The sequence below is a fragment of the Streptomyces sp. CA-294286 genome (genome assembly GCF_050947155.1).
GTDB lineage: Bacteria > Actinomycetota > Actinomycetes > Streptomycetales > Streptomycetaceae > Streptomyces.
Window position 1 is genome coordinate 2488787 of record NZ_CP192005.1, and the last position, 13993, is coordinate 2502779.

General features: G+C 72.6%; 7 protein-coding genes and 1 tRNA gene. All 8 read right to left on the reverse strand.

Translation table 11 applies throughout. The features are described from left to right. Positions 1-137 precede the first annotated feature (137 nt). The 8 genes from ACQPZG_RS15800 to ACQPZG_RS15835 all read right to left on the reverse strand — a co-directional run bounded on the left by ACQPZG_RS15800 (position 138) and on the right by ACQPZG_RS15835 (position 13914). The gene (locus tag ACQPZG_RS15800) at positions 138-656 is read right to left on the reverse strand and encodes a pyridoxamine 5'-phosphate oxidase family protein (RefSeq protein WP_433546401.1); all 519 of its coding nucleotides are present in this window, start codon (positions 654-656) and stop codon (positions 138-140) included. Positions 657-958: 302 nt separating this feature from the next. After that, positions 959-1032, reverse strand: a tRNA-Thr gene (locus ACQPZG_RS15805). A gap of 100 nt (positions 1033-1132) precedes the next feature. After that, the gene (locus ACQPZG_RS15810; RefSeq protein ID WP_433546402.1) at positions 1133-2746 is read right to left on the reverse strand and encodes an alpha/beta hydrolase; all 1614 of its coding nucleotides are present in this window, start codon (positions 2744-2746) and stop codon (positions 1133-1135) included. A gap of 162 nt (positions 2747-2908) precedes the next feature. Beyond that, positions 2909-4114: a DNA polymerase III subunit delta' gene (locus ACQPZG_RS15815; RefSeq protein WP_433546403.1), complete on the reverse strand. Its 1206-nt coding sequence runs from the start codon at positions 4112-4114 to the stop codon at positions 2909-2911. A 459-nt stretch (positions 4115-4573) separates the two neighbouring features. After that, on the reverse strand, positions 4574-8068 hold the full coding sequence (gene tmk, locus ACQPZG_RS15820; RefSeq protein ID WP_433546404.1) for a dTMP kinase: 3495 nt from the start codon (positions 8066-8068) through the stop codon (positions 4574-4576). Positions 8069-8508: 440 nt separating this feature from the next. Continuing rightward, positions 8509-11319 (reverse strand): type I DNA topoisomerase, encoded by a 2811-nt coding sequence (gene topA, locus ACQPZG_RS15825; protein WP_433546405.1) that lies wholly within the window; start codon positions 11317-11319, stop codon positions 8509-8511. Positions 11320-11756: 437 nt separating this feature from the next. Next, positions 11757-13286 (reverse strand): DUF7059 domain-containing protein, encoded by a 1530-nt coding sequence (locus ACQPZG_RS15830; protein ID WP_433546406.1) that lies wholly within the window; start codon positions 13284-13286, stop codon positions 11757-11759. A 94-nt stretch (positions 13287-13380) separates the two neighbouring features. Next, complete coding sequence (locus tag ACQPZG_RS15835) at positions 13381-13914, reverse strand: small secreted protein (protein ID WP_433546407.1); 534 nt, start codon at positions 13912-13914, stop codon at positions 13381-13383. Positions 13915-13993 lie beyond the last annotated feature (79 nt).

A 13993-nucleotide genomic window follows, 5' to 3' on the forward strand; every position in this document is an offset into this window, starting at 1 on the left:
GGAGATCAACGCGCCCCACGCACCCCCGAACCCGGCCGGCACCTGCGCGCACGTGGGTGCGGGGCAGGTCGGCACGGCGCCGCCGCGTACCGCAGGCGCCGTACCGACGCCCAGGCCCTCCGTCACCGGGCCCGGCGTCATGGACCGGTGAGCTTGTCGAGGTCGGGGGCGTAGACGGTCATCCAGTGCGGGTTGAGCCGGTAGTAGACGACCTCGCGGTTCCAGTCGAAGGCGTCGTCCTCGTAGAAGTCCTTCAAGTAGGCGAGGAGTTCCTGCCAGTCGGCCGAGGTCCCGGCGCCCTCGGGGTTCAGCTCCTCCACCGTGCCGTGGGTGAACACGCCGAGGTCCTCGCCGCGCATGTGCGCGACGCTGGCGGCCGGACGGGCCGCGAGATGACGGGCCTTGGCGGCTTTGCGCGCCGTACCGAAGTGCCACCGGCCGTGCAGGAAATGCCCGTCGGCGCCGCTGATCCGCGGTTCGCCCTTGGCGGTCACCGTGGAGAGGGCGAGCGTGCACATGCCGGTGAGGGCCCCGGTGAGCTGCGCCGCCGTGATGGTGTGGCCCTCGACGATCGAGCGGAGGTGTGCGGTCGAGCCGGAGAGGGAGGAGTCGAGCAGGGACTGGAGCTTGTCGAGTTCTTCTGGGGTTTCGCGCATACGCCCATCGTCGGCCGCAAACCCGACACCCTCTGTCGTCATGGATGAAGCAGCGGTGAGGTTGCCCCGCGCGGACGACGCTCGGTGCTGCGCGGATGACGCCTGGTGCCGCGCGGACGGCACCAGGCGGGGGACGAAACGCCGGGACGTGTTCACGTATGCGCGATTGCTCGACGAGCTGTGCCGCCGTTGGCCGACCGAGACCACTGGGGGTCGCGGGGCCGCCTGCGCCGTGCACCCGGCACGTCCCCCAAACATGAAAAAGCCCCAGGTCACGGCGAGTGAGTCCTGGGGCTGATCCGAGCCGCCTTCGGGATTCGAACCCGAGACCTACGCATTACGAGTGCGTTGCTCTGGCCAACTGAGCTAAGGCGGCGCCGCCGTGTTCACACCATGGTGCGATCAGCAGCGTGCCCAAGTCTACACAGTTTCCGGGGGTGCTCCGTCCACCCCCGGAGCGAGGGGTTCCGCGCAGGTCAGGAGCACTGTTTGCCGTCTTGCGGAGGGGTGCCTTCCAGGAGGTAGGCGTTGATCGCGGTGTCGATGCAGTCGCTGCCCCGGCCGTACGCCGTGTGGCCGTCGCCGTCGTAGGTGAGCAGGGTGCCGCTGGCGAGCTGGGCGGCCAGGGACCTGGCCCACTTGTACGGGGTGGCCGGGTCGCGGGTGGTGCCGACGACGACGATCGGAGCGGCGCCCTTGGCTTCGATGCGGTGCGGTTTTCCGGTGGCGGGGACCGGCCAGGAGGCGCAGTTCAGGGAGGCCCAGGCCAGGCCCGCGCCGAAGACGGGGGAGGCCTTCTCGAAGGAGGGGAGCGCGGCCTCGACGTCGGCGGTGGTGGTGAACGCCGGGGGGAGGTCGAGGCAGTTGACGGCGGTGTTGGCGTACATCAGGTTGGCGTACTCGCCGCTGGGCCCGCGCTCGTAGTAGCTGTCGGCGAGGGCCAGCAGGCCGTTGCCGTCGCCCTGCTGGGCGGCTTCGAGGCCGGCGCGGAGCCTCGGCCAGGCTCCCTCGTCGTACATGGCGGCGATGGCCCCCATGGTGGCGAGGGCTTCGCCGAGGGGGCGGTTCTTGTCCTTGGTGGGGGCGGGCTTGGTGTCGAGAGCGGTGAGGAGGGCCTTCAGTCGGGTGGCGGCCTGGGTCGGGGTGCCGGTGCCGAGGGGACAGGCCCGCTGCTTGACGCAGTCGGCGGCGAAGGACTGGACTGCCGTCTCGAAGCCGGCCGTCTGGTCGCGGTTCAGGTCGCGCGCCGGCAGCGAGGGGTCCATCGCGCCGTCCAGGACCAGGCGTCCGGTGCGGTCCGGGAAGAGTTCCGCGTAGGTGGCCCCCAGGAAGGTGCCGTACGAGGCGCCGACGTACTGGAGCTTCTCGTCACCGAGGATCTCGCGGAGGAGGTCCATGTCGCGGGCCGCCTCCACCGTGGAGACGTGCGGCAGAATGCGGGCGGAGCGCTTCTTGCAGCCGGCCGAGAACTTCTCGTACGCGGCGGACAACGCGGCCACTTCGGCTGCGTCGTCGGGGGTCTGGTCGACCTGGGTGTGCGCGTCCATCTCCTTGCCGGTCAGGCACTGGACGGGTTCGCTGCGGGCGACGCCGCGGGGGTCTACGGCGACCATGTCGTAGCGGGCGCGGACCGGCGCGGGGTAGCCGAGGCCCGCGTACGCCTGGAGGTATCCGATCGCGGAACCGCCCGGTCCGCCCGGGTTCACCAGCAGAGACCCGATGCGCGTGCCGGGGCCGGTGGCCTTGACCCGGGACACGGCGAGCTTGATGTCGCCGCTGCCTCCGCTGCCGCTGCCGGGCTTCGCGTAGTCGAGGGGGGCCTGCATGGTGGCGCACTCGAAACCGGGGACACCGCACTGGCGCCACGTCAGTTTCTGCGCGTAGTACGGGGCGAGGGCCGCCCGGTCGGCGCCGGAGGAGCCCTGCGCCTGGCCCTGGGTGGAGGTGGACACCGTCTTGAGCGGCGGGGACGCCGTGCCCGACGAGCATCCGGAAGCACCCCCGATCAGCAGGCCGGTCGCGGCGAGGAGGGCGACTGACGTACGCAGCCGGGAGCGGGGCGAGGTGCGGAGCGGGGGCCTGGTGTCCATGCCCGGAGCGTAGTCGGGACGTGACGTGCCGTGCATGCCCGGTGCGCCCGGGTCCCCGTACGAGTGAGGCGGTCAACGGGGCGCCTCGGCGCGGAGGCGAACAGGGCGCGGCCTCCCTCTGGCTGTCGGCTCGCGCGGCGGGGCCGTCGGGCCATGTCGCCTTCAGCCCGTACGCAAGGACACCGCCATCGCCTCGACCGCCAGGAGCGGCGCCACGTTGCGGTCCAGGGCTTCGCGGCAGGCGATGATCGACTCGATGCGGCGCAGGGTGCGTTCGGGGGTGGAGTCGCGGGCGATCCGGTCCAGGGAATCCCGTACGTCCTCGTTGGCCAGCGCCACCGACGAGCCCAGCTGGAGGGCGAGCACGTCGCGGTAGAAGCCGGTCAGGTCGGTGAGAGCCAGGTCCAGGCTGTCGCGCTGGGTGCGGGTGGAACGGCGCTTCTGGCGGTCGGCCAGCTCCTTCATCGCGCCCGCCGTGCCGCGCGGCATGCGCCCGCCGGTGGACGCGCCCAGCGCCGCCTTCAGGTCCTCGGTCTCCTTCCCGTCGACGTCCTCGGCCACCTGCTTGGCGTCCTCGGCCGCCGCGTCGACGAGTTCCTGGGCGGCCTTCAGGCAGGCGCCGATGTCGTCGGTGCGGAACGGGAGACGCAGGACCGCGGCACGTCTCCTGCGGGCCCGTTCGTCGGTCGCCAGACGCCGGGCGCGGCCGATGTGGCCCTGGGTGGCGCGGGCGGCGGTCATCGCCGCTTCGGGATCGATGCCGTCCCGGCGTACGAGGACGTCGGCCACCGCCGCGACCGAGGGCGTGCTCAGCGTGAGGTGCCGACAGCGGGAGCGGATGGTGGGCAGCACGTCTTCGAGGGAGGGCGCGCAGAGCAGCCAGACCGTACGGGGGGCGGGCTCCTCGACGGCCTTCAGGAGCACGTTGCCCGCGCCCTCGGTGAGCCGGTCGGCGTCCTCCAGGACGATGACCTGCCAGCGGCCCACAGCGGGCGAGAGCTGGGCACGGCGGACCAGGTCCCGGGTCTCCTTCACACCGATGGAGAGCATGTCCGTACGGACGATCTCCACGTCGGCGTGCGTGCCGATGAGGGTGGTGTGGCAGCCGTCGCAGAATCCGCAGCCCGGGATGCCGCCGAGGGCACGGTCCGGGCTGACGCACTGGAGGGCGGCGGCGAAGGCGCGGGCGGCGGTGGAGCGGCCGGAACCGGGGGGGCCGGTGAACAGCCAGGCGTGCGTCATCTTGGAGGCGTCGGGTGCGGACTCTCCAGAGGTCTGGAGTGTGACCTGCGCGTCGGCGTCCTTGGCGGCGCCGGCGAGCTGTTCCTGAACGCGTGCCTGTCCGACGAGATCGTCCCAGACGGTCATGTGGGGGGTTGCCCTCCTTCCTCTCGTGGCGGGGCGGTGGTGGTGCGAGCCAGCGGGGCGCGTCCCTGGACGGCCCGCGGGTCGTGCCCCGGGTCCATTGTGACGGCACCCACTGACAACGAGGGACAACCACCGGCAACGAGGGACGGGCTTCAGCGGAGCGCCTCCCTCCGCCGCTCCGCCGGGGACCCCCTGTCGAGCGGGGCTCCCATCGGACCTCGGGCTCAGCGGGTCTCCGTGCTGCCCGTGCCCGCAGCTGCCCGTCCCCGCAGGGCCGGCGCGTCACCCGGCTCGTCCCCCACGGGCCCAGCACGTCTCCCCAGCCGTACCTCCCGCGCTCAGCCCATCTCCCCACCCGTATCGCCCGGGTTCGACGCCTCCTCGTCCCGCGAGGCCAACGCGTCCCCCCACCCGGATTTCACCGGCTCGGAGCGGCTGTCGCCCCGCTACCAGGCCCGTTCAGCGACGTCCCTTGCCGCGCCTGTTCCCGCGGTCGCCGTTCTCCCCGTCCGGATCGCCCAGCAGCTCGTCCGCCAGCGACGGCAGGTCGTCCAGCGGGGTCTCCTCCGCCCAGTCCGAGCGGCGGCGCGGACGTTCGGGTGCCCCGCCGCCCTGGGCGTCCGGGTCGAACTGGGGAAGTTCGCGAGTCCGGTCCTCCCCGCCGCCGGTCGCCGCTGCCTCGTCGCGGAAGTACCCGCGCGGAACCCGGTCCGCCGGTTCGCCGCGCGTCCCCGCGTCCGGCCCGCCCCGGACCCCGGCGTCCCGCACGGGCGGCAGCACAGCTGTCTCGTCGGTCGGAGAAGTCGGAGCCGCCGGGGAACTCGGGACCGCCGGAGAAGTCGGAGCCGCCCGGCCCGGTCGGACCGGCGGCAGCACCGCGGTCTCGTCCGCAGCCGAACCCGCCGACGAACCCGACGGCGGGTACGCCTGCGAGTGCTCCGTCCGCGAAGGAGCCTGCGGCAGCACCGTCGTCTCCTCCATGTCCGCGCGCGGGTCGGTCGGAGCCGAGGGAGCCGTGGTCGGCGCAGTGTCGGCCGAGGGAGTCGTGGTTGGCGCGTCGTCCTTCGTCAGGTCCAGCCGTACGACCGGAGTCGGCACCGTCACCTCGCTGTCGGACTCCGGCTGCTTGCGCAACGAAGCACGACCGGAAGCGGCAGCTCCGGAAGCAGCCGCTCCGGGAGCGGGGGGAGTTCCAGGAGCAGCGGCTCCGGGAGCAGGGCGAGTTCCGGGGGCAGGCCGAGTTCCGGGGGCAGGGCGAGTGCCGGGGGCAGAGGGCGAGGCGGAGGGAGTTCCCGGGGCGGGAGGCGAGGCAGGGCGGGACGCGCGCGTCGGGCCGGCGCTCGCGGCCGACACGGCCGCCGCGGCAGCCGCCGCGTTCGCCGCCTCCGTCGCCCGCCTGGCCTCCTCGGCCCGCAGCAGCGCCTCCTCCGCCTTGCGCTGCTTCTCGCGTCGGCGTTCCTCCGCCTCCGCGCGCAGCCGGGCCTCCTCCTCGGCCTGCTTGCGCAGGCGTTCCTGCTCGGCCGCCCGCGCCTTGGCCTCGGCCTCGCGGCGCACCCGCTCCTCCTCGGCGAGCCGACGCGCCTCCTCGGCCCGCAGCCTGGCCTCCTCGGCCTGCCGCTCCGCCTCCCGCCGGCGCGCCTCCTCGATCTCGCGGCGCTTGCGCTCCTCCTCCTCGGCGCGCAGCCGGGCGAGCTGTTCCTGTCGTTCGCGCTCGATCCGCTCCTCCTCGGCCTTGCGCGCGGCCTCTTCCTCGGCGAGGCGACGCGCCTCCTCCTCGGCGGCCTTGCGGGCGGCTTCGGCGGCGGCGATCTCCTGCTCGGACATCGGCAGCATCTGATCGAGCCGGTGGCGTACGACCGTGCTGACCGCCTCGGGATCCTGGCCCGCGTCGACGACCAGGTAACGGCTCGCGTCGGCCGCCGCCAGGGTCAGGAATCCGGACCGTACCCGCGCGTGGAACTCCGGAGGCTCCGATTCCAAGCGGTCCGGCGCCTCGGTGAAGCGTTCGCGCGCCGTCTCCGGCGACACGTCCAGCAGCACCGTCAGATGCGGTACGAGGCCGTGCGTGGCCCACCGCGACATGCGGGCGATCTCGGTGGGGGCCAGGTCTCGGCCGGCGCCCTGGTACGCCACCGAGGAGTCGATGTACCGGTCGGTGATGACGACCGCGCCGCGCTCCAGGGCCGGGCGTACGACCGAGTCCACGTGTTCCGCCCGGTCGGCGGCGTACAGCAGCGCCTCCGCGCGGTTCGACAGGCCCGCGCTCGACACGTCCAGCAGGATCGACCGCAGCCGCTTGCCGATCGGTGTCGCACCGGGTTCGCGGGTGACGACGACCTCGTGGCCCTTGGCCCGTATCCAGTCGGCGAGCACCTTGGCCTGGGTGGACTTCCCGGCTCCGTCGCCGCCCTCCAGGGCGATGAAGAACCCGGTCGCGGACGGCGCCTGCGTCGGCTCGCCGCCCCGGATCGCCTCGCGCAGATCACGTCGCAGGGGCACCCCCTGCCGGTCGTCCGTCTTGGCGAGCACGAGCGCGGCCACGGGCAGCAACAGGGCTCCGACCAGCATCAACGTGTACCCGGCACCGCCTCCCCTGATGAAGACGAAGCTTCCGCCCTCCAGCCGGTGGTAGCCGATCGCGGCGGCCAGCAGCGGCCCGGCGAGAACGCCGAGTGCGCCGCAGAGGCGTACGAACGCCTGGAGGTGCTCGGTCGTGCGGGCCCGGCGGTAGTCCTCGGTCTCCAGGTCGAGCAGGGTGTGCCCGGTGTTCGCGGCGACGCCCGCGGCGAAGCCCGCGAGGAGGGCGAGGAGCAGCACGGTGGTGGTGTCGGGCACGACGCCCATGGCCAGCAGCGCGATCCCGGTGACGGCGATCGCCAGCGCCAGCAGGCGGCGGCGCGACAGGGCGGGCAGGATCCGGGCGGCGCCGCGAACACCCAGGCCCGTACCGGCCGCGAGGGCCAGCACGAGCAGCGCGAAGACCGCCGGGCCGCGCCCGAGGTCCACCGCATGCAGTACGGAGACGGCCCCGGCGGCGGCGATCGCCGCGGTCACGGCCGCACAGGCCGGGACCAGAAGCGGAATGGCACCGGTACGCCCCCTGTCGGGGCCGTTCCCGGTACTACTGGGACGACGCAGCCCCTCCAGCGGCGACCGGGGACGCGGGGTGTGCGCGTCGGGCAGCTGAAGCAGCGCGAGGACCGAAACGGAAGCCGCGAAAAGCCCTGCGGCGAGGTACGAGCCGAGTGCCGCCTGGTGGTGCGAGAACCAGTCGAGCCCGGTTCCCAGCAGCCGACCGAGCAGCGTGGCGGCCAGCAGAGCGGCAGCGGCGACGGGGATGGCCACGAAGCGTGTACGGAGGGACAGCTTCCGCAGGGCCCCGAGGTGATCCGGAAGCGGCCGCACCGCAGCGCCCTCGATCGGCGGCGCGGGCAGCAGCGCGGGGGCGGCGCTCTCGTGCGCCACCGACCAGAACCGCTCCGCGACCCCCGCGATGAACACCGTGACCAGCAGCATCGCCGTCGCCTTTGCGGGCAGCCAGACCACCCACAGCGGGGCGACGACGAGCAGCGCGACCCGCAGTCCGTCGGCGGTGAGCATCGCCCACCGCCGGTCGAGCGGACCGCCCGGCGCGACGAGCGCGGAGAGCGGGCCGAGGAGCACGGCGCCGAAGAGGAGCGTGGCGAGGAGTCGGGCACCGAACACGGTGGCCACGACGAGGGCGACACCGCGGTAGTCGCCACCGAAGACCGCCCGGGGGCCCGATGCCTCCAGCGTCAGCAGGAGAAGTACGAGAAGGGCGAGAGCGTCTCCGACACCGCTGACGAGCTGTGCGCTCCACAGCCGCTTGAGCGGCTGATGGCGCAGGAGAGCCCGGACGGCTCGCTCGCGGGAGTCTGCGGCTAGTGCGTCGGAGGTGGGGCTCACGACCGTTGGCTGCTCGGCTCGCGTCATCCCGCCAGCCTATCCGCAGTGCCGGGGGCGTATGCGCGAGTGCTCGAACTGGAGTATGAGGTGCTCTCCTGCGTCAGCACACGGAGGCGACGGGCCAGGCGACCGACGTCCGCCCCCTCGGGCGGCGGGCCCCAGGGACGCGGGGCCCCTGCACGCGCGAAGCCGGGTGCTCGGAGGGCGGACAAGGATGGGGCTGCACCCACGCGGAAGCATCCCGCCCCGCCGTCCGCCCCACTCCGGCCGCTGGGTACTGAGGTCGGGGACGACCCTCCCGCCACCACGGAGACGTCCCGTCCCGCCGTCCGCTACGGCCGCTGCGTGCTGCGGTCGGGCGGCCCTCCCGCCCCGCCGCCCGGGGGCCGCGGTCGGGGACGACCCTCCCGTCGCCACGGGGGCATCCCGCACCCGCCGCGCCGTCGGGGCCGCCCCCGTCGCCCTGACTACTCCGCAGCCGAGGCGGTCTTCTTGGCCGGAGCCTTCTTCGCAGCAGTCGTCTTCTTCGCGGCGGTCGCGGAAGCCGTCTTCTTGGCCGCGGCCTTCTTCGCCGGAGCCTTCTTCGCGGGGGCCTTCTTGGCCGCCTTCTTGGCGACCTTCTTCGCCGGGCCCTTCGCCCGCTTCTCCGCGAGCAGCTCGTACCCGCGCTCGGGCGTGATCTCCTCGACGCTGTCGCCGGACCGCAGCGTCGCGTTCGTCTCGCCGTCCGTGACGTACGGACCGAACCGTCCGTCCTTCACCACGACCGGACGCTCGCTCACCGGGTCCGTGCCCAGTTCCTTCAGCGGCGGCTTGGCGGCGGCCCGCCCGCGCTGCTTGGGCTGGGCGTAGATGGCCAGCGCCTCCTCGACCGTGATCGAGAAGAGCTGGTCCTCGGTCTCCAGCGACCGCGAGTCCGTGCCCTTCTTCAGGTACGGCCCGTACCGCCCGTTCTGCGCGGTGATCTCGACGCCCTCGGCGTCGACCCCGACCACCCGCGGCAGCGACATCAGCTTCAGGGCGTCCGCCAGGGTCACCGTGTCCAGCGCCATCGACTTGAACAGCGAGGCCGTCCGCGGCTTGACTGCGTTCTTGCCCGTCTTGGGGGTGCCCTCGGGCAGGATCTCCGTCACGTACGGGCCGTAACGCCCGTCCTTGGCGACGATCTGCCGTCCGGTCTCCGGGTCCGTGCCCAGCTCGAAGTCGCCGCTCGGCCTGGCCAGCAGCTCCTCCGCGTACTCCACGGTCAGCTCGTCCGGGGCCATGTCGTCCGGGACGTCGGCGCGCTGGTGGCCCTCGGCGTCCTTCTCACCGCGCTCGATGTACGGCCCGTAGCGGCCGACCCGCAGCACGATCCCGTCACCGACGGGGAACGAGGAGATCTCCCGGGCGTCGATCGCGCCGAGGTCCGTGACGAGCTCCTTGAGTCCGCCCAGGTGGTCGCCGTCGCCGTTGCCCGCCTCGGACGCCAGCCCGGCCGCCTCGCCCTCGCCGAAGTAGAACCGCCGCAGCCACGGCACGGACTGGGCCTCGCCCCGCGCGATGCGGTCGAGGTCGTCCTCCATGCGGGCGGTGAAGTCGTAGTCGACGAGCCGGCCGAAGTGCTTCTCCAGCAGGTTGACCACGGCGAACGACAGGAACGACGGGACGAGCGCGGTCCCCTTCTTGAAGACGTAGCCGCGGTCCAGGATCGTCCCGATGATCGAGGCGTACGTGGACGGCCGGCCGATCTCGCGCTCTTCCAGCTCCTTGACCAGCGAGGCCTCGGTGTACCGGGCGGGCGGCTTGGTGGCGTGCCCGTCGACGCTCATCTCCTGGGCGCCGAGCGGGTCGCCCTCGGCGACCTGCGGCAGCCGGCGCTCGCGGTCGTCGAGCTCCGCGTTCGGGTCGTCGGCGCCTTCGACGTACGCCTTCATGAAGCCGTGGAAGGTGATCGTCTTGCCGGAGGCCGAGAACTCGGCGACCCGGCCGTCGGCCGAGGTTCCCGCGATCTTCACGGTCACCGAGTTGCCGACCGCGTCCTTCATCTGGGAGGCGACGGTCCGCTTCCAGATCAGCTCGTACAGGCGGAACTGGTCGCCGGTCAGACCGGTCTCGGCCGGAGTGCGGAAACGATCACCCGACGGGCGGATCGCCTCGTGCGCCTCCTGCGCGTTTTTGACCTTCCCGGCGTACGTGCGCGGCTTGTCCGGCAGGTAGTCGGCGCCGTACAGCTGCGTCACCTGGGCGCGGGCGGCCTGGACCGCGGTGCCGGACAGCGTCGTGGAGTCCGTACGCATGTAGGTGATGAAGCCGTTCTCGTACAGCTTCTGTGCCACCTGCATGGTCGACTTCGCGCCGAAGCCGAGCTTGCGGGACGCCTCCTGCTGGAGGGTCGTCGTACGGAACGGGGCGTACGGCGAGCGGCGGTACGGCTTGGACTCGACCGAGCGCACCGCGAAGGAGGAGTCGGCGAGGGCGGCGGCCAGTGCGCGGGCGTTCGCCTCGTCCAGGTGCAGGACGTCGCTCTTCAGCTGTCCGTCCGCGCTGAAGTCGCGGCCCTGGGCGACGCGCCTGCCGTCGACCGTGGTCAGGCGGGCGACCAGGGAGGACGGGTCGGAGGCGTCGCCGGTGCGTCCGGTGGAGAACGTACCGGTGAGGTCCCAGTACTCAGCAGAACGAAAGGCGATGCGCTCGCGTTCCCGGGCGACGACGAGGCGTGTCGCGACGGACTGCACCCGGCCCGCCGAGAGCTTCGGCATGACCTTCTTCCACAGGACGGGCGACACCTCGTAGCCGTAGAGCCGGTCGAGGATGCGGCGGGTCTCCTGGGCGTCGACCATCGGCTTGTTCAGCTCGCGCGGGTTCGACACCGCCTCGCGGATCGCGTCCTTGGTGATCTCGTGGAAGACCATCCGGTGGACCGGGACCTTGGGCTTGAGGACCTCTTGCAGGTGCCACGCGATGGCTTCGCCCTCGCGGTCCTCATCGGTGGCGAGGAAGAGTTCGTCCGACTCGGCCAGCAGCTCCTTGAGCTTCTTGACCTGCGCCTTCTTGTCGGCGTTCACGACGTAGATGGGCTGGAAGTCGTGCTCGACGTCCACGCCCAGGCGGCGTACCTCACCGGTGTACTTGTCGGGCACCTCGGCGGCGCCGTTGGGGAGGTCGCGGATGTGCCCGACGCTCGCCTCGACTACGTATCCGGGGCCGAGGTAGCCCTTGATCGTCTTCGCCTTGGCAGGCGACTCGACGATGACGAGTCGGCGGCCGCCCTGTGCGGTCTCGCTGGTCGGGGACAACTTGGCTCTTCTCTCCGGTCGACACTCGGTGGTCACAAGTGGTGGTCGGTACCCGCCCGGCACGGCTGTGCCGGACGCGTAACGCTGCGGAGTGTGACGGTACAACCCGCCCCCGTGTCAAACGGCAAAAGCCCGAAAGACCGCAACGGCCACACCGGAGACGGTAACCCGACAATCGCCATTCCTGCCGCCCGGACCGCCACGCCGCCCCCGGACGCGCCCGGCCCGCCCGGAATCCGAGGACGCGTCGGCCCGGCTCCCGGCAGCGTCCCGACCGCGGCCGGGACGCGGCACGACGACCGCCTCCGCACCCCCGGGGCCGGCGGTTCCGGACAGCGTCGCGCCAGGGGCCGGCGGTTCCGGGAAGCGTCACGACCCGCGGAAAACAGTGACCCGCCGATGTCCCGCGAGGCGGCGCCCCGCCCCGTCCGGCCCCCTCACCCCACCGGTACCAGGAACCCCTGCTCGACCAGCAGCCGAATGGCCTCCGGCGTCCGGTCCCGCAGCAACACGGGGTCCTCCTCCATCAATTGGGCGATGGCGTCCAGAATCTGTCCCGCGCTCAGCGATCCGTCCGACACCCCTGCGAATCCCGCGCCGACCGTGTCGACCTTCGTCGCGCGCCGCATTCCCCGGTGCTGACGCAGCACCACGTACTCGGGATCCTCGTCCCCCGGCACCCCGATCTGTTCCTGCACGACCTCCTCGGCCAGCACGAACCGGTCGGCGAGCAGTGCCGCGTCGTCGTGCGTCCGCAGGTAGTCCTGACGCTCGAAGTGCGCCCTGATGACCGGCCCGAGCGGCTGCTCGACGGGGTGCGGCCACTCCTCGACAGTGACCGACGGCTCACCCGTGGCCCCGGCCCCGCGCTTGCGCAGGGTGATCCACCCGAAGCCCACCCCGGTGGTTCCGCGCGCCTCGAACTCGTCGAGCCACGCCTCGTACCGTGCCGCGTACTCGGTGGGGTCGCTGCGGTGGTCACCGGCGTCCCGCAGCCAAAGCTCCGCGTACTGCGTGATGTCCTGCACTTCGCGCTGCACGATCCACGCGTCGCAGCCGGCCGGCACCCAGGAACGGAGCCGGTCCTTCCAGTCCTCGCCCTCGACGTGCTGCCAGTTGGCCAGGAACTGCGCGTACCCGCCCTCGTTCAGCCGCTCCCCCGCACCGGACACGAGCGCGCGGCACAGGTCGTCGCCGCCCATTCCGCCGTCCCGGTAGGTCAACCGCGCGCCGGGCGAGATCACGAAGGGCGGATTGGAGACGATCAGGTCGTACGTCGCTCCCTCGACCGGCTCGAACAGGGAGCCCTCCCGCAGCTCGGCCGGTGTCGCGCCGGACAGGGCGAGGGTCAGCCGGGTGAAGGCGAGCGCGCGCGGATTCAGGTCGGTCGCCGTCACCCGCACGGCGTGCTGCGCGGCGTGCAGCGCCTGGATTCCCGAGCCCGTGCCGAGGTCGAGGGCGGAACGGACGGGGGTGCGTACGGTGATCGAGGCGAGCGTGGTGGACGCGCCTCCGACGCCGAGCACGACGCCCTCCTCGCGGGTGCCCGCACCCCCCGCGCCGCCCACCGCGCGGCCGAGGTCGGACACGATGAACCAGTCCTGGCCTTCGTCCCCGCCGTAAGGACGCACGTCGACGGTCGCCCGGACGTGGTCGCCGTCGGCCACCAGCCAGCCGTCGGCCAGGCATTCCGCGAGCGGCAGCACCTCGGCCGCGCGCGCGGTCGGCACGGACTCCTGGAGCAGGAAGAGCCGCACGAGCGTCCGGAGCGGCCCGTCCCCACGGGTCGCCCGCAGCGCGGGCACGGTCTCGCCGCGCGCCAGGGCGCTGTACGCGGGCGCGCCGAGCAGGTCGAGCAGGCCGTCGGCGGTGAACGCGGCGGCGAGCAGGGCGTCCCGCAGCCCGGCCGCGTTCTCGGGGCCGGGCAGGGACTCGGGCAGGGGCGCGGAAAGGCTGGTCTGACTCACCCGGCCATTGTCGCCGCTGCCACTGACAATCGCCGTACCGGCCGGGCCCGCCCCCGTGCGACGGGCCCGGACTGCCCGCGTGAGCCGGGCGGCCCTACGCCGGCTTCGGTGCCCCGGCGCCCCCGGAGCTCGGGCAGAAGGACTTGGGCACCGGCAGCTCGCCGACCTTCCCCAGGTCCTCGCCGAGCTTGTCCAGGCCCTTCGGGAACTCCTTGCCCTTCGGGTCCAGGGCGTCCGCCTGCTTCTTCAGGTTGTCGAAGGCGGTGGCCTGCCCCTCCAGGTTCTTGATCATTTCCTTGTGGTCGCGCTCGCCGTTGGCCACCGGCGGGGGCCCGGCGTCGCGCAGCGCCTTGATCCGGTCCCTGGCGGCCTCCGCGTACATCTGGAAGGCCTCGGAGTCGGCCTTCTTGATGTCCTCGGGCTTGCCGTCCGCGGCCGTCGCCTTGAGCAGGCCGTCCGCCTTGACGCGCTTCTCCTCGGCCGCCTTCTCCTTGGGGCAGTAGGACTTGGACCAGGCCGCCTGCTCCTTCTTGGCCTTCTCCTCGGGGCTGTCGCCGCAGGCGGTCAGCGTGGCCGCCATCATCAGTACCGCACCGCCGGACAGTGCGGCTGCAAGCTTCTTGTTCACCGGATTGGTCCCTTCCAAGGCTCTCGGCCCCGGAACATACACGCCAAGTGGACTACCACCGCGCGCCGGGTGACCCATT